14 protein-coding genes and 1 tRNA gene are annotated in these 16,163 nt (G+C 71.5%); 10 read left to right on the forward strand and 5 right to left on the reverse strand.

Annotated elements, in window-relative coordinates; genetic code table 11:
- Positions 1-6: 6 nt before the first annotated feature.
- Positions 7-1,377 carry a PP2C family protein-serine/threonine phosphatase gene (locus tag ABTX18_RS14005; RefSeq protein ID WP_352122953.1) on the reverse strand — a complete coding sequence of 457 codons (1,371 nt, stop codon included), beginning with the start codon at positions 1,375-1,377 and terminating at the stop codon, positions 7-9.
- Between the two features lie 626 nt (positions 1,378-2,003).
- On the opposite strand from ABTX18_RS14005, the gene ABTX18_RS14010 reads away from it, so the two are divergent.
- Positions 2,004-2,720 (forward strand): bifunctional DNA primase/polymerase, encoded by a 717-nt coding sequence (locus tag ABTX18_RS14010; protein ID WP_352122954.1) that lies wholly within the window; start codon positions 2,004-2,006, stop codon positions 2,718-2,720.
- 769 nt (positions 2,721-3,489) lie between these two features.
- On the opposite strand, the gene ABTX18_RS14015 is transcribed toward ABTX18_RS14010, so the two are convergent.
- The 3 genes from ABTX18_RS14015 to ABTX18_RS14025 form a co-directional block, all read right to left on the reverse strand.
- The gene (locus tag ABTX18_RS14015) at positions 3,490-4,455 is read right to left on the reverse strand and encodes a DUF5926 family protein (RefSeq protein ID WP_352122955.1); all 966 of its coding nucleotides are present in this window, start codon (positions 4,453-4,455) and stop codon (positions 3,490-3,492) included.
- A 208-nt stretch (positions 4,456-4,663) separates the two neighbouring features.
- Positions 4,664-5,335, reverse strand: a complete 672-nt coding sequence (locus ABTX18_RS14020; RefSeq protein ID WP_352122956.1) for an ATP-binding protein — start codon at positions 5,333-5,335, stop codon at positions 4,664-4,666.
- Positions 5,336-5,459: 124 nt separating this feature from the next.
- A complete protein-coding gene (locus tag ABTX18_RS14025) occupies positions 5,460-6,296 on the reverse strand; it encodes a glycerophosphodiester phosphodiesterase (RefSeq protein ID WP_352122957.1) in 837 nt (278 codons plus the stop codon).
- A gap of 198 nt (positions 6,297-6,494) precedes the next feature.
- Between ABTX18_RS14025 and ABTX18_RS14030 the strand changes: the two genes are divergently transcribed.
- Positions 6,495-7,982, forward strand: coding sequence for a S1C family serine protease (locus tag ABTX18_RS14030; protein ID WP_352122958.1), 1,488 nt, complete (start codon positions 6,495-6,497; stop codon positions 7,980-7,982).
- 53 nt (positions 7,983-8,035) lie between these two features.
- Positions 8,036-8,122, forward strand: a tRNA-Ser gene (locus ABTX18_RS14035).
- 113 nt (positions 8,123-8,235) lie between these two features.
- Here the strand turns inward: ABTX18_RS14035 and ABTX18_RS14040 are convergent.
- Positions 8,236-9,114, reverse strand: a complete 879-nt coding sequence (locus ABTX18_RS14040) for a bifunctional DNA primase/polymerase (RefSeq protein WP_352122959.1) — start codon at positions 9,112-9,114, stop codon at positions 8,236-8,238.
- 560 nt (positions 9,115-9,674) lie between these two features.
- Here ABTX18_RS14040 and ABTX18_RS14045 point away from each other — a divergent pair.
- From ABTX18_RS14045 to ABTX18_RS14075, 7 genes are all read left to right on the forward strand, one after another.
- Positions 9,675-9,986: a hypothetical protein gene (locus ABTX18_RS14045; RefSeq protein WP_352122960.1), complete on the forward strand. Its 312-nt coding sequence runs from the start codon at positions 9,675-9,677 to the stop codon at positions 9,984-9,986.
- Positions 9,987-10,205: 219 nt separating this feature from the next.
- Positions 10,206-11,381, forward strand: coding sequence for an acyl-CoA dehydrogenase family protein (locus ABTX18_RS14050; RefSeq protein ID WP_352122961.1), 1,176 nt, complete (start codon positions 10,206-10,208; stop codon positions 11,379-11,381).
- Positions 11,378-12,325, forward strand: a complete 948-nt coding sequence (locus tag ABTX18_RS14055; RefSeq protein WP_352122962.1) for a bifunctional MaoC family dehydratase N-terminal/OB-fold nucleic acid binding domain-containing protein — start codon at positions 11,378-11,380, stop codon at positions 12,323-12,325. Before ABTX18_RS14050 ends, ABTX18_RS14055 begins: the two co-directional genes overlap by 4 nt.
- A 1-nt stretch (position 12,326) precedes the next feature.
- Complete coding sequence (locus ABTX18_RS14060) at positions 12,327-13,361, forward strand: acyl-CoA dehydrogenase family protein (RefSeq protein WP_352122963.1); 1,035 nt, start codon at positions 12,327-12,329, stop codon at positions 13,359-13,361.
- Entirely contained in the window at positions 13,358-13,753 is a 396-nt protein-coding gene (locus ABTX18_RS14065) for a MaoC family dehydratase (RefSeq protein ID WP_352122964.1), read from the forward strand. The genes ABTX18_RS14060 and ABTX18_RS14065 overlap by 4 nt, the downstream gene beginning before the upstream one ends.
- The gene (locus tag ABTX18_RS14070) at positions 13,750-14,916 is read left to right on the forward strand and encodes a lipid-transfer protein (RefSeq protein ID WP_352122965.1); all 1,167 of its coding nucleotides are present in this window, start codon (positions 13,750-13,752) and stop codon (positions 14,914-14,916) included. The genes ABTX18_RS14065 and ABTX18_RS14070 overlap by 4 nt, the downstream gene beginning before the upstream one ends.
- 406 nt (positions 14,917-15,322) lie before the next feature.
- Positions 15,323-16,021: a SigE family RNA polymerase sigma factor gene (locus tag ABTX18_RS14075; protein WP_503061148.1), complete on the forward strand. Its 699-nt coding sequence runs from the start codon at positions 15,323-15,325 to the stop codon at positions 16,019-16,021.
- Positions 16,022-16,163 lie beyond the last annotated feature (142 nt).

The raw sequence follows: 16,163 nt of genomic DNA on the forward strand, positions 1-16,163 counted from the left end.
GGCTGATCAGTCGAAGCGTGCGGCGAGCAGGACCACGTCCTCGGTGGGGTCGCCCCGGTCGATTCCGTCGGGGAGCACGGTGCGCACCACATGGTCGGCGACCGATCCGGCGTCGTGGCGCAGGGCCTTCGGGACGCTCGCCGCCGCCGAGTGGAGCCGTGCGAACGCCCGGTCCATCGAGTCGCCGGCGCGGCGCAGCAGGCCATCGGTGTACAGCAGGACCGTCTCGCCGGGCGCCGGGGCGATCTCCACACTCGGCGCCTCCCAGCAGGCCAGCATGCCCAGCGGGGCGGAGAGGGTGGTCTCGACGAATTCGGTCCGCCGGTCGCCGACGACCAGCGGCGGGGTGTGCCCCGCGCCGGCCAGCAGGATCTTGCGGCGGGCGGGCTCGCAGTAGGCGAAGAGGGCGGTCGCGGAACGGGCCGGTTCGGTCAGCCGCATCAGGAGTTCGAGATCGGAGAGCACGGCGACCGGGTCCTCGCCCTCCATCACCGCGTACGCCCGCAGGCCCGCGCGCAGCCGTCCCATGGCGGCCAGGGCGCTGGGTCCGGAGCCGCCGGCCGAGCCCACGGCGAGGCCCAGCGCGCCCTCCGGCAGTGCCAGCGCGTCGTACCAGTCGCTGCCGCTCTGCGGTGCGGCGTGATGGCGCACGGCCAGCTGCACACCGGGGACGCGGGGGAGCCGGCTGGGCAGGAGCTCCTCGGCGATGGTGGCGACGTCGGTCCTGGCCCGTTCCAGTTCCAGCAGCCGGGCCAGGTGCTCGGCGGCGTACCCGGCGTACAGCCCGACGAGGTGGCGCTGGCGTTCCAGCGGCTCGGCGGGCTCGTCGTAGAGCCAGACCGCCGCGGCGAGCCGTCCGGTCCGCTCGGTGGCGATCGGCAGTGCGTAGCTGGCCGCGTACCCGAGGCGGGCGGCGACCTCACGCCTGCGCGGGTCCAGGCCGGTGTCGCCGAGCAGATCGGGGCCGGCCAGCGGGCCGTCGGGGTTCGGTAGACCTTCCAGGATGCGGCCGTAGGAGGTGGCGCTGCGCGGGATCGTCTCGATCTGGCCGAGCTCCGCATGGGCCAGCCCGAGGCCGATGGTGCTGACGGGGCCACGGAGGTCGGAGGGCTCGAAGGCGATCAGCCCGCGGCGGGCGCCGACCAGCGCGGCTCCGGCGTCGAGCAGTTCGTGCAGCGCGTCGTCGAGGGTGTGGGTTCTGGCCAGCCGTTCGGTGAGCTCGTGCAGCGTGGTGAGGTCGGAGACCCAGCCCGCCAGACGGTCCTGGATGAAGGCGCCGGGGGCGGCCGGTACCTCGGTGAGGGGCCCGGCAGTGTGCGCCGAAACCGGAACTGTGGGGTTGATTCCAGCCACTTTCGGCAGGTGTGGGGCGCTCATGGTCGCCGGCTTTCCGACTGGTTTGTTTCGTCGAATAGCATCGCAAACCCCCATGTCATTCTGCGCCGCTATCAATGCATCCACATGTACACGCACAAGTAAGGCGATGTCCAGCATTGTCCCTACGGGATTTGTGGTGTCCGAGGGGCAAGCAACTTGGCCAGAAAATGCACCCTGCGGCGGTCATTCGCGGTCGACTGGGTCTGCTCGACCGGGGGTTGCTCCCCGGGGCAAGTACCAGGGGGAGCGTCATTCCGGGCACGCTGGGTACGTAAATCAGTAGATGGCCAGAGGCGGTTCCGACCGCCTCCGGAACCTGGCGGCGGGCCCGGACGTCCTCATCTGTGACGGCCACGCCCCACCCCCGAGTGGCGAGGCAGTACGGCGGACAGCAGGCGCGCCACGCGCCCTGCACCTCGACACGTTCTCGACTGGAAACCGGCTCGATTCGGCTCGGCACGGCTCAGGCTCGATTCGGCTCAGCACAGCTCAGGCTCGGTACCGACGATCAACCCGTACCGCAGGCTCGGCAGGCTAGTACATACAGTGACGATCCGCACACGTGTTGTGACGCGCGCGTGGTGTGATGTGGACCCTCGGCGTTCAACGGAAAGGAACGAGCGCTCATGCGCGAGATCCTCGGAAGGCGACGCAGGCTCCGGTTCGGGCGCAGGGGAGGAACCGCCCGGCTCGACGCGGCCCTGACCTGTGCCACCGCTTGGCAGTGGCCCGTGCTCCCGGGGGTGGGCCTCCAGGCGGCCGGCGGCCGTGGTGAGCGCGGCTGCGCCTGCCCCGACCCCGAGTGCGCGGTGCCCGGCGCGCACCCCTTCGATCCCGGCCTGCTCGCCGCGACCACCGATGCCCGGATGGTGCGCTGGTGGTGGACGAACCGGCCCACCGCGCCGGTCCTGCTGGCCACGGGCGGGCGCGCGCCGTGCGCACTGAGCCTGCCGGCGGTGGCCGGCGCCCGGGCACTGGACGAGCTCGACCGGATGGGTATGCGGCTGGGCCCCGTGGTGGCGACGCCGACCCGGTGGTCGCTGCTCGTCGCCCCGTACACCCTCGAACGGCTCGGTGAACTGCTGCACGCCCAGGACTGGGTGCCCAGTTCGCTGCGGTTCCACGGCGAGGGCGGGTATCTCGTCCTTCCGCCGTCCGAGATCGGTACGGGACAGGTGCGCTGGGAGAGGGCGCCGGAGAGGGTCTTCCGGTCCGGCCCCGGTGACGGAACGCCGGTCCCGGTGGCCGCGTCGCCGTGGCTGCCGGATGTGGGGGTGGTCCTGGACGCGCTGGTCGCGGCGAGCAGCAGTGCGCCGGACGGCGGGAGCCGGCTCGCGTACTGACCGGCGGGCTGCGGCCGGGAACGGTCTTTCACGGTGCCGCTGCGCCGGGAACGGTGTTCGCGTGCCGCGGTGGCGCTCACGGTGCGGCTTCCCCTCGCGATCCCTTTCCGGTCTTCCCGGTCCTTCTTCATTACCGAGCGCGGTCCGATCCCTGGCGTATCACTTCCGGGTGAGGTGAGCGACGAGGGCTGTTCCGGTCATTTCGTGAGGGCTGTTTCGGTCATGCAAAGTCTGCCGATGCAAAGGCCGCACCGGACCGGCATTCTGATGCCCTTTCCGAAGTCGCTCGAACGGCTCTCGAAGATCCCTTCGGGCGCTGTTCCGCGACGCAATCGGAAAGGGAGCCGGGCCGACGGCTTCTGTCCGATACCGAGCGGTCCGGCGACCGCGCGGTGCCGTTGTCGACACCGGGTCCAACAGGGCGCCCGCAGCGGCGGGTTGACGCCGGGCCACGCGGAAGTCGTCGCCGAGTCCGCCGGAAGGACGGCAAGGGCGAGGCGGGGCGGGCGGAGAGTCAGGGTGCGTGACCGGGGGCTGTGCAGCGGCTGTGCGCGGCTTGTGCGCCCACTGGTGCGCCGTCGTGCGCTGTGCCCGGACATGAGGATGCCCGATCGCTGGCGACGGGGGATGCACCAGCGACCGGGCTTCTAGAACGGTAACAAGAGATCTGCCGTTCGCAAATTCGATCTCGTGTATTCGGACAGCGATTTACCTGTGGGTACGGCGAGTTGTGACGGGCGTCACCGTACGGTCGGGATGATGGTCACTGTCAGCTGAGGGTCACTTGGCGGTTGGTGAGCCCGCCACGTGCCCGGCGCTCCTCGGCGGTGAGCGGTGCGTCCGACGCGAGCGCCGGCGCGAGCCGCTCCGCGAACGCGACGGCGGGCTTCTCGCACTCCTCGGCACTCATGGAGCTCGGCAGGTCCCAGACCGGGACCATCAGGCCGTGCGCGCGGAAGGAGCCGACCAGCCGGGTCCCTTCGCCCAGCGACGAGTTGCCGGCGGCGTGCAGGCGGGCGAGCGCGTCGAGGAGCCGCTCCTCGGGATGCGGCATGACCCAGCGCAGGTGGTTCTTCTCCGGGGTCTCGCACCAGTAGGCGGCGTCCACCCCGGAGAGCAGGACGGTCGGGAGCGCCGCGTCGTTGGCGCGTTCCAGGGACGCGGTCACCTCGGCGGTGGCGTTCTCCGCGTCCGGCACCCAGAACTCGAAGCCCGGGTGCACGACGGGCGTGAACGGGGCGTCGGCGTCCAGAAGGTCCTGGAGCCGCGGCCCTTCGGCCGGTACGCGCCGGGCGGCGACGGGCGAGCCGGGCTCGGCCTCCAGCGCGCGCTGGAGCGTATCGGCGAGGTCGCGGCTGAGGTCGCCCGACGAGGTGTCGTTCTGCAGGGCGAGCAGGACCGAACCGTCGTCGCGGCGCAGCGCGGGCCACGCCATCGGGAGGACGGTCGCGAGCGTCACCGACGGCACGCCGTCGGGCAGGCCGCCCTTCAGCGTCAGTTCGACCGTGGCGGCGGGCACCAGCTCGCGCAGCGCGACCCAGTCGCATTCGCCGGCCAGCCCCTCGAACGGGCGCTGGACGAGTTCGGTCACGGCCTGGGCGGCGGCGCGGCCGTGGCAGGCCTTGTAACGGCGGCCCGAACCGCACGGGCAGGGCTCGCGAGCCCCGACCACCGGGATCTCGCGGTCGTCAAGCTGCTGCTTCCCGGCCTTGGTCTGAGGGCGCTTCTTCGCCATGGTGGGCTTTCTCCCGATTGCGACAGTGCGGTCTGGGCCGCGAGCCTAGCTCCCCGTGCGCCGTCCGCAGGCACGGCCGACCGTGAGGGCGGCCCTCTGACGGCGGACACGGTGCCGGCTACGGGGCTCCATGGCGCGCTGCACCCACCGCGCTGTCCCCGCACCGTCGCCGTTGCCCTCCGTGGCCACCGGGCTGTGCGGCCCGCGTTCAGCCCACGTCGTCGAAGGCGTCGGCGAACTCCAGCCCGTCGAGGTCTGTCGCACCGGTCACCCCCGAGTTGGCGCCCGGCAGCCCCGTCGATCCCGGAACCCGCCCGTTACCCCGCGTGTCGGCGCGTTCGGCGGGGAGACCGTGTCCCTCGTGGACGAGTACCCAGACGGTGACCTCGCCGGACGAGTCGTCACGTACCCCCCACTCCTCGGCGAGGGCACTGATGATGTTGAGCCCCCGGCCGCCGCGAGCGGTCACCGACGGAGTGGCCGGAACCGGCCGGGTCGGACCGCCTCCGTCCGTCACCTCGACGGTTAGCCCGCCCGTTCTGTCGACGCGCCAGGCGGCACGTACGTCGCCGTCCCCCACATCGCTGTGCCGGCCCAGCGGCCTGCCGTGCCGGCACGCGTTGCTGAGCAGTTCGGAAAGGATCAATACAGCATCGTCGACGACCGAATCCGACACCCCGTAGCTGCGCAGCTGCTCACGCATTCGGTGCCGTGCCTGACCCACGCCCGCAGGACCATGGGGTACGGCCATGCTCGACGACGTGGGCACTTCTTGTGCCACCACCAACGCCACCCCCGAGACCTCCTTTGCCCCACGCCACGGAGTGGATGCCCCCCTGGGCTGAACCGGAAACCGGCCAATGGCCCACGAGTGACGCACTCGTAACGATTGGGTACGGGCCGAATGCGCCGGTGTACTCCCTGTAACCGACGGGCAGTGGGATGCGCTCCCACTGGCACCGCCTCCCGCACCCCGAGACGACCGGTCCCGCCGGACTGTGCCCCTACGCGCGCCCCAGCTGCGCCAGCACCTGTTTCGGCCGGTTCGTGATGATGGCCTCGACCCCGAGCCGCATGCAGAGCTCGACGTCCTCGGGTTCGTTGACCGTCCAGACATGCGCGCGATGACCGGCGCGGTGCAGCCGGTCGATGTATCCCGGGTGGCTGCGTACGATCCGCATCCCCGGCCCCGCGATGCGGGCGCCGGCCGGCAGCCGTCCGTCGCGCAGCCGCGGTGAGACGAACTGCATCAGGTAGACGGTGGGCAGTTCCGGCGCGGCGTCCTGGATCCGGTGCAGTGAGCGGGCCGAGAAGCTCATGATGCGGACCGGCGAGGGTGCGTCGGACGGCGGTACGTCGAGCTCGAAGCGCTTCAGCAGGTGCAGCAGCCGCTCCTCGACCTGCCCCGCCCAGCGCGTCGGGTGCTTGGTCTCGATGGCCAGCTGCACCGGACGGCCGGTGGCCCTCGTCTCGACGACGAGCTCGAGGAGCCGTTCCAGAGTGAGTACGGAGGTGAGCTCGCCCGGCACCGGGTCCCAGTCCGGGGACTCCGCCTCCTCGTGGTCCTTCCACGAGCCGAAGTCGAGGGCCGCGAGTTCGCTGAGTTCCAGCGCGGAGACCGCGCCGCGGCCGTTGGAGGTGCGGTTCACCCGTCGGTCGTGTACGCATACGAGATGGCCGTCGGCCGTGAGCCGTACATCGCACTCCAGGGCGTCGGCGCCGTCCTCGATCGCCTTCCGGTACGCGGCCAGGGTGTGCTCGGGGGCGTCGTCGGACGCGCCCCGGTGTGCGATGACCTGGATGGGATGCTGGCTGGGGCGCTGCTGCCGTGCTTGGGTCACCGCGTCATGGTGTCACCGGGAGGCCGCGGGTGCGCGCACCTTGTGACGTGAGACCGTTTTGTCCGGTGTAAGGACCGGTGCGCAGATGCACAGGTCCTGCTTACAGTGGCCTGACGTGCCGTGGGAAAAGCTGACTCCAGACACGTACACAGCGGATCTCTTGCCGAATGATGATGTGGAACCGAGGAGTAAAGAGCTGTGAGCACAGAGAACGAGGGCAACGAGGGAACCGCGGCCGAGGCCGCCCCGTCCGTTCCGTCCGCACCTCCCGTGCCGGCCGACGCTCCCCAGGGATCCCCCGAGAGCGCGCCCGCCGCCCCGCCGCACCCGGACGCGACGGCCACACAGCAGCAGCCGGCCGCCCACGCCCAGGACCCGGCGACCACGCCCATGGCCCCGGTTCCGGCGAGTGCGCCGCAGTACGCGCCCCCGCCCGTACCGCAGTCCGCAGCCGACGCCGGCTGGCCTCCGCCTCCGCCGGCGGTCCCGGCGTACGCCCATGGGCACGGGGCGCAGGGCGGTGGCCCGGTCTGGGGCCCTCAGCCGCAGACGTCCGACGCGCCGCGCAAGCGGGGCGCGGGTGGCCTGGTGGCGGCGGTGGCCGTGGCGGCACTCGTCGCAGGCGGTGTCGGCGGAGCCCTCGGCTTCTGGGCCGCCGACAGCAACAACGACTCCGGCTCCTCCGTTTCGACCACGGTCGCCGCGTCGGGCACCCCCCAGGACCTCAAGCGTGACCCGGGCACGGTCGCGGGCGTCGCGGCCAAGGCGCTCCCCAGCGTGGTCACGATCGACGCGCAGGGCGGTGACGGCGAGGGCGGCACCGGAACCGGCTTCGTGTACGACAAGGAAGGCCACATCCTCACGAACAACCACGTGGTGGCCTCCGCGGCGGACAGCGGCCAGCTCACGGCGACGTTCTCCAACGGCAAGAAGTACGACGCCGAGGTGGTCGGCCGTGCCCAGGGCTACGACGTGGCCGTGCTGAAGCTCAAGAACCCGCCGCAGGGCCTCACCCCCCTGCCGCTCGGCAACTCGGACCAGGTCGCGGTGGGCGATTCGACGATCGCGATCGGCGCCCCCTTCGGTCTGTCCAACACGGTGACCACGGGCATCATCAGCGCGAAGAACCGCCCGGTCGCCTCCGGTGACGGCTCCGGCGGCAGCAACTCGTACATGAGCGCGCTGCAGACCGACGCCTCGATCAACCCGGGGAACTCGGGCGGCCCGCTGCTGAGCGCCGGCGGTGCGGTCATCGGCATCAACTCGGCGATCCAGTCGACGGGAAGCACCGGCCAGAGCCAGGCGGGCTCCATCGGCCTCGGCTTCGCGATCCCGGTCAACCAGGCGAAGAACGTCGCCCAGCAGCTGATCAAGACCGGTCAGCCCGTCTATCCGGTCATCGGCGCCACGGTGACGATGGACGAGAAGACCGGCGGCGCGGTCATCTCGGACCAGGGCGCGGGCGGCACGGAAGCGGTCACGAAGGACGGCCCCGCGGCGCGGGCCGGCCTGCGGGCGGGCGACGTCATCACGAAGTTCAACGACACCGTCGTCGACAGCGGACCGACCCTGATCGGCGAAATCTGGACCCACCAGCCGGGCGACAAGGTCACACTGACTTACAAGCGCGGCGGCAAGACCTCCACGGTGGAAGTCACCCTGGGCGAGCGCAAGGGCGACAGCTGACCGGCTAGGCTGTCCTCCGCGTCGAAGCGGTTCTTCGTTGACCGTTGACGCGGGGTGGGTTGCCCGAGCGGCCTAAGGGAACGGTCTTGAAAACCGTCGTGGCAGCGATGTCACCGTGGGTTCAAATCCCACACCCACCGCAGGTGAGAGGCCCCTGACCGGGTAACGGTCAGGGGCCTCTTCTTGTCTGTCCGGTCTCGGTCCCGCTGCTGCCGCGTGGGTGCTTGCTCGCCGGATGCGCCGACCCGGCGTGTCAGCCCGGAGGTTCGCAGCGGGTGGCGGTGAGGCGGGCGGCCGAGGCGATGGTGGCCCGGGCCTCGTGTTCGGAGAGGCCGGTGCGGACGGCGGCGCGGGTGAGGTCCTCGGCCAGTGCGTCGCCGAAGCCGTGTTCGTAGGCGCGGCAGGCCGCCCAGAAGAGCCGGGTGTTGCGCTGGCCCTCGCCGGCGGCCAGGACGAACCGGATCAGGCCGCTGCCCTGGTCGGGATGGCCGTGGTGGTGCCGTGGTGGTGCCGGGGGCGTCAGCAGGTGGAGGAGGGCGCTGGGGCAGGGCGCGGGCGGGAGCGTGCCGGTGCCGGGTACGAGGCGGTAGACGCCGCGGGCGGTCACCGACCCAGGACCGACCAGGTAGCCGCCGGTGCCGCGGATGTCGATGCCGGGGGCGAGGCGGCCGGCCGAGTTCGGTACCGCCGTGCCGGGCGGGCCCGACAGCCAGATGTGGCGGCCGCCGCTGGGGGTGAGCACCGTGACGGTCGGCGGAATGGTGAACAGGTGCTGCAGAGCCAGCTGTTGCAGAGCCGCCACGGAGTCGGTCCGGCCGGCGGCGTCGATATCGAGGTCGACTCCGATGAGGTGGTGCGGAGGGCGTCCGCACGCGATGCCGTAGCCGGTGGCCCACGGCGCGGCGGCGAAGAGGGCGCGTACGGCGGCGGGGTCGGTAGTGGCGTCGTGGACCCCGTGTCCGGGCAGGCCGCAGGCGCCCCGGCAGCCGGAGGGGAGGGTCTCGCCGTGGTGCGGGGAGCGCAGGGCGGGGAGCTTGGTGGCGGACAGTGGGATGACGGGGAGCCCGTGCTCGGCGGCGGAGAGCGCGTGGGCCAGGGCCAGGGTGGCGGTTCGCCGGTCGGTGGTGGCCATACCTCTATGTTCGTACAAGCGTTCGAATAAAGGAAGGGGAGGGTGTGTGGTCGTCCGGCCCGGGTCCGGTGGCGGAACGCTTCTTCTCCCGCAAGGGGCGGGCTCTCGTCGTGAGCCGAGCTGAGCTGCGAGTTCGTGAGGTCTGGGGGTTGTGAACTGCTGTTGTTCTTGTGTGTATGAGTGATTTGTAGTGCCTGGGAGTGTGTCCGCTGGTGGTGCGGGTGAGGGTGGGAATGGGTGTTTGGTGGTCGAATGGGCGACCTTGGTGGTGGTTGCTCGTTGTACTGGGTGACGGTTTCCCGGTGTTGGGGTGGGGGTGGACGCCCAAAACCGTTCGGGATGTCCGCAGCGACCAGGCACGGGTCCAAGGCTCACTCCTGCTCACTGAATAGGAACGGTTTATCTTCGCTTCCTCACGCTTGCGGGGGAATCGGATCGTGTGGGTGATTCGCCGGTGCGGCGCTGGGCAACTTTGATCCAGCGACGTCGTGACCATCACCCGGGGCGGTCGGCCAACTGGCCCGGAATCAGCCTTATTTCCGGTTCCTGGAGGAATAGACATGGCAAGCATCCGTACCGCTCGCGCCCTCGCCGTTGTTGCCGCTCTGCCTCTCGCGGCCGTTCTCTTCAGTGGGGTGGCCCAGGCCGACAACGGCGCTTTCGCGAACAGCGGATCGAACGCCGGCGTGGCCACGATCAGCGGTAGCGGGGTCGGCGGGGACAACCTCGGCAATTCGTCCACCTCGCAGCAGCAGGCCACCGGATCCGGGGCATCGAATAAGAGCAACTCCGCGCAGGTGAACGGCTCCGCGTTCACCGTGATCGACCAGTCCACCCGCAGTCTGGCGGTGAACTTCACGAACCTCTGGTGAGTCGACGTCTGCCGCGGTCCGGTCGGGGGGCCGGGCCGCGGCAGGGGGCGCGGCGGGGTGCGGGGCGCCAGTGCGGTGGCGGCGCGCAGGTCGTGAGGTCTCCAGGTGCGGAGGAGGTTCGAGGGCGGGTTCGGCTGTCCAGCGCCTTGACAGTCACGCCGAACCTGACGGACAGTCAGAAACCTTGGCCCTCACGCCCTCTCCCGGGAGGCAGTCGACGTGCACCTGGCACCGACCCAGCGCCAGCGGGAGCTGCGCGACGAACTCCGCGCCTACTTCGGCGAAGTGCTGCCCGCCAGCGGCGGACAGACCGATCCCGCCGGCCAGAGCCCGGACGCACAGCGGCGGCTGCTGCGCCGCATCGGTGCCGACGGGATGCTCGGTCTCGGCTGGCCCGTCGAGTACGGGGGGCAGGGCCGCGGCGCGGACGAGCAGTTCGTGTTCTTCGACGAGGCCTACCGGGCCGGCGCCCCGGTCTCCATGGTCACCCTCAACACGGTCGGCCCCACACTCATGAAGTACGGAACGGAGGCCCAGAAGGAGTACTTCCTGCCGCGCATCCTGGCCGGCGAGCTCGTCTTCGCCATTGGCTACAGCGAGCCGGAGGCCGGAACCGACCTTGCCGCGCTGCGCACGAAGGCCGTACGCGACGGCGACGCCTGGGTCATCGACGGGCAGAAGATCTTCACCAGCAACGCGCAGAACGCGGACTGGATCTGGCTCGCCTGCCGCACGGATCCGGATGCGCCCAAGCACCGGGGTATCTCGATCGTTCTCGTACCGACGGACGCGCCCGGCTTCACCTGGACGCCCATCGAGACCGTGGGCGGCCTGACGACGACGGCCACGTACTACGACAGCGTGCGCGTACCCGCGACGGCGCTGGTCGGAGCGGAGAACGGCGGATGGGGGCTGATCACCAACCAGCTGAATCATGAGCGGGTGGCACTCGCCGCGATCGGCATGCAGGCCGAGGACTTCTACGAGGCGACGCTGGTCTTCGCGCGTACACGCGATCCCGTGACGGGGCGGCGGCCGGCCGACGAGCCGTGGGTTCGTTCCCGGCTGGCCGAGGCGCATGCCCGCCTGGCGGCGACGCGCCTTCTCAACTGGCGACTGGTGGGGGCCGTGGGGGCGGGAGCGCTGGCTCCCGGCGACGCGAGCGGCGTGAAGTTCGCGGGGACCGAGAGCGCCGTAGAGGTGTACCGGATATGTCAGGAGGTCACGGGCGACGCGGGAACGGTCCGGGGCGGCTCGCCCGGCTCCTTCGGGAACGGGGAGCTGGAGCGGATGAACAGGGCGGCCCAGATCAACACCTTCGGGGGAGGGGTGAGTGAGGTGCAACGGGAGATCGTCGCGACGATGCGGCTCGGAATGAAGAGGGGGAAGCGGTGACGGCCGGGCAGGGGGCCCGGGACGAGCTGTACGGGCGGCTCAAGGCGTACGAGGGCCGGGGGGCGGCCTCCGCGGGCGTGGGCAAGGACCTGGTCAACGAGCCGATGATCAGGCACTGGTGCGAGGCGATGGGGGACGCGAACCCCGCCTACAGCGGGCCCGGCGCAGTCGCCCCGCCGACGATGCTCCAGGTATGGACGATGGGCGGGCTGTCGGGGCACACGGACCGGAGCGGGGCCTACGACGAACTGTTCGGCCTCCTCGACGGGGCCGGGTACACCTCCGTGGTCGCGACCGACTGCGAGCAGGAGTATCTGCGCCCTCTGCGGCCCGGGGACCGGGTCACCTTCGACGCGGTTATAGAGGCGGTGTCGGAACGCAAGACGACGAAGCTGGGGACTGGCTACTTCGTCACCACGCGCATGGACATCCGGGCACAGGACGAACCCGCCGGGACGCATCGCTTCCGGATCCTCAAGTACCGGCCGACGATGGCGAAGACCGGCAGGGCATCCAGGGAAGAGCCGAAGGCGCTACGGTCCAGGCCCGTCATCAACCGGGACAACGCCGCATTCTGGGAAGGCGTCGCAGCCCACCGGCTGCTGATTCAGCGCTGCACGGCGTGCGACACCCCACGCTTCCCGTGGCTGCCCGGATGCAACGCCTGCGGGTCGCCCGAGTGGGACACCGTGGAGGCGTCGGGCGAGGGCACCGTGTTCAGCCACGTCGTGATGCACCACCCGTCCTTCCCCGCGTTCAGCGATAGCGGTGAGGGAGGGCCGTACGCCGTGGCGCTGATCGAGCTCGCGGAGGGCGTCCGAATGGTCAGCAACGTCGTCGGGGTGCCCTGCGACAAGGTGCGGGTGGGCATGCTGGTGCGGCTGGAATTCCTGCGTACCGACCCCGACCTGGTCCTGCCGGTCTTCCGGGGGAGTGAGGGCTGACATGGATTTCACTCCGAGCGAGGAGCAGGCCGCGGCGCAGGGGCTGGCCGCCCGGATATTCGGGGATCTGTCGACGCACGACCGTCTGGCCGCCGCCGGCAGCGGTACGGACACGGAACTCTGGAAGGAGCTCTGCGCGGCGGGACTGCCCGGCGCGGTCGAGGAGACCGGACTCCTCGGGCTGGTGCTGCTGGCGGAGGAGCAGGGGCGCACGACGGCGCAGGTGCCGTTCGCGGCAAGTTGCGTGTACGGGCTCCTCGCAGTCGCCGAGCACGGTACGTACGAGCAGCGCGGGCGCCTGCTGCCACCGTTGCGGGACGGCACGGCAGTGGCGGCCGGGGCGTTCCCGGCCCATGGAGCGGTGCACGCGGGGGCGGACGGACGGCTGAACGGCCTGGTGCCGTTGGTGCCGTGGCTGCGGGACGCCACCCACGTCCTGGTCGCGGCCGCGGACCGGACTCTGTGGATCGTGCAGACCGCCGGCCGGGGAGTGGTGACCGAACCCGTGGAAACCACGGCCCCGTGGTCCGCCGGGCGGCTCGCGCTGGACGGGGCGCCCGCGGAGCGCCTGGGCGGCCCGGGGGCGTACGAGGAGGTGCTGGCCACCGCCCGGACGGTCTTCGCCGGAGTGCAGGCGGGCGTGTGCGCCGGTTCGCTGGCCCGCGCGGTCGAACACACCGGCACACGCGAGCAGTTCGGGCGCCCGCTCTCGACCAACCAAGCCGTACTGCTGCGGGCGGCCGATGCCTACATGGACACCGAGGCGATCCGCGTCACGGCGTACGAAGCGGCATGGCGGCATGACGAGGGGCTGCCGTACGGGGAACAGGCGCTGACGGCCGCGTGGTGGGCGTCCGAGGCAGGGAGACGGGTCGTCCACGCGGGTCAGCATCTGCACGGCGGTACGGGCGCCGACCTCGGCCACCCCGTACACCGCCACTTCCTCTGGGGGCGTCAGCTCGACGCCCATCTCGGCGGCAGCGGCACGGTACTTCAGGAACTCGGCAACCTGCTGGTGAAGGAGGGACCGGAGTGAAGGCCGGTGAGGCACTGGCGCCGCTGGAGATCGCGGTGACCCGCACGCTGATCGTGGCGGGCGCGATCGCCTCCCGCGACTACCAGGACGTGCACCACGACGCGGAGCTGGCACGGGAGAAGGGGTCCCCGGACATCTTCATGAACATCCTCACCACCAACGGGCTGGTCGGGCGGTACGTCACCGACCGGCTCGGGCCCTCGGCCGTTCTCCGGCGCGTCGCCATCAGGCTCGGTGCCCCCAACTACCCCGGGGACACGATGGTGCTGAGCGGCACGGTCACCTCGGTGGACGACGACGGGACGGCGGAGGTGGCGGTCGTCGGCGTCAACGGGATCGGCAGACATGTGACCGGCACGGTGACCGTCGGGCTTCCGGAGGGAGCGCCATGAGCGTGCGCCGAGCCGATTCGCTCGGCGGCAAGGCGGCGGTGGCGGGCATCGGCGCGACCGAGTTCTCCAAGGAGTCAGGCCGCAGCGAACTCAAGCTGGCCGTCGAGGCGGTGCACGCGGCGCTCGACGACGCGGGGCTCACGCCCGCCGACGTCGACGGGCTGGTCACCTTCACCATGGACACCAGCCCCGAGATCACCGTCGCCCAGGCCGCCGGCATCGGTGAGCTGTCGTTCTTCTCGCGCATCCACTACGGCGGCGGCGCGGCCTGCGCCACGGTCCAGCAGGCGGCCCTCGCCGTCGCCTGCGGGGTGGCCGACGTGGTCGTCTGCTACCGGGCGTTCAACGAGCGGTCGGGGCGCCGCTTCGGCTCCGGCGTGCAGCAGCGGGAGCCCACCGCCGAGGGGGCGGCGCTCGGCTGGAACCTGCCCTTCGGGCTGCTCACGCCCGCCTCCTGGGTGGCCATGGCGGCCCAGCGCTACCTGCACGCGTACGACCTGACGCCGGAGGCCTTCGGCCATGTCGCGGTCACCGACCGGCGCCATGCCGCCAACAATCCGGCGGCGTACTTCTACGGGAAGCCGATCACCCTTGCCGACCATGCCGCCTCCCGGTGGATCGTCGAACCGCTCCGGCTGCTCGACTGCTGTCAGGAGACCGACGGCGGGCAGGCGATCGTCGTCACCAGTGCGGAACGGGCCCGGGACCTGAGGCAGCCGCCCGCAGTGATCGTCGCGGCGGCCCAGGGCGCCGGCCGGGCGCAGGAGCAGATGACGAGCTTCTACCGTGACGATCTGACCGGGCTGCCGGAGATGGGCGTCGTCGCCCGCCAGCTGTGGCGCACCTCGGGCCTCGCTCCCACCGACATCGACGTGGCGATCCTGTACGACCACTTCACGCCCTTCGTCCTGATGCAGTTGGAGGAGTTCGGTTTCTGTGAACCGGGCGAGGCGGCGGACTTCGTGGCCGCCGGCGCACTGCCGCTGAACACGCATGGAGGCCAGCTGGGGGAGGCCTATCTGCACGGGATGAACGGCATCGCGGAAGCGGTCCGCCAGATCCGGGGCACCTCGGTGAACCAGATACCCGGCGCGGCCACCTCCCTGGTCACGGCGGGTACGGGCGTGCCGACCTCCGGCCTCGTGCTGGGCCTGGCCGGGTGAGCGCCGCGGATTGGGGAGCGTCGGCCGGGTGAGCGCCGCCGGATTGCAGAGCGTCGGCCGGGTGAGCGCCGCCGTGGGCAGGCCCGGTGCGTCTCGGGGCCTGACCCTGAGGGCGGGAGGACGGCACCTCCACCTACAGGAGGTGGAGGTGGCCCCACCCCTACTCCCTGAGGCGGACGCCGTTTCGGGACCTGGGGCCGATCCCCGCGACGGCGCCCGCTCCTAGCGTGGAGATATGACCACGCCAGTCTGCACGGGCGCCTCCAGGGGAGCCGCTGCCACCACCCCGGACGCGCAGCGCAGCCCGTACGCGCCGACGCACCCCGGGCCTCCGCCGCGCGGGCGGCACGCGGCGCCCGCCGCGCACTCGCCGCAGTCGCCGCGCTCGTCGCTCGCCCCGTACGCCGTGCCGCGACCTCCGGCCGCCCCGCGCACCGCGGCCGCCCCGCGCACCCCGGCCGCCCCCCGCACCCCGGCCGCCCCCCGCACCGCCGCCGCCCCCCGTACCCCGGCCGCCCCGCGCACCCCGGCCGCCCCGCGCACCCCGGCCGCCCCGCGCACCCCGGCGGCTGCACGCTCGTCCTACGGTGCGGCGCGTGCGCCCTACGTCCCGTACCCGTCGTTCACGTCCTTCGTGAAAGCCCGCGGCCCGGTGCTGCTGCGCGCCGCCCGGTCACTCACCGCGAATCCCAGCGACGCCGAGGACCTGCTGCAGACGGCGCTGACCAAGACGTACGTCGCCTGGGAGCGGATCGAGGACCACCGGGCACTCGACGGCTATGTCCGCAGGGCCCTGCTCAACACCCGTACCTCGCAGTGGCGCAAACGCAAGGTCGACGAGTTCGCCTGTGACGAGCTGCCCGAGCAGGAGACCGTGCCCGGGCCGGACCCGGCCGAGCACCAGACACTGCACGACGCCATGTGGCGTGCCGTACTGAAGCTTCCCGACCGCCAGCGGGCCATGGTCGTCCTGCGCTACTACGAGGATCTCAGCGAGGCCCAGACCGCCGAGCTGCTCGGGGTGTCCATCGGCACGGTCAAGAGCGCGGTCTCCCGGGCGCTCGGCAAGCTGCGCCAGGACCCGGAGCTGGCCCCCGTCCGATGACACCCGTCCCTCCCCGGCGCACGCGCACCGGGGCACGCCCTCCGCCCCGTCTCCCTGGGGTGAATGTGCCCGACGACACCGATTCGTTCCCCCCGGAGTAGTGACATACCGCGCGGTATGTGCGCAGAATCAGCGGAACCTT

It is taken from the genome of Streptomyces sp. NPDC096323 (assembly GCF_040302845.1).
GTDB lineage: Bacteria > Actinomycetota > Actinomycetes > Streptomycetales > Streptomycetaceae > Streptomyces.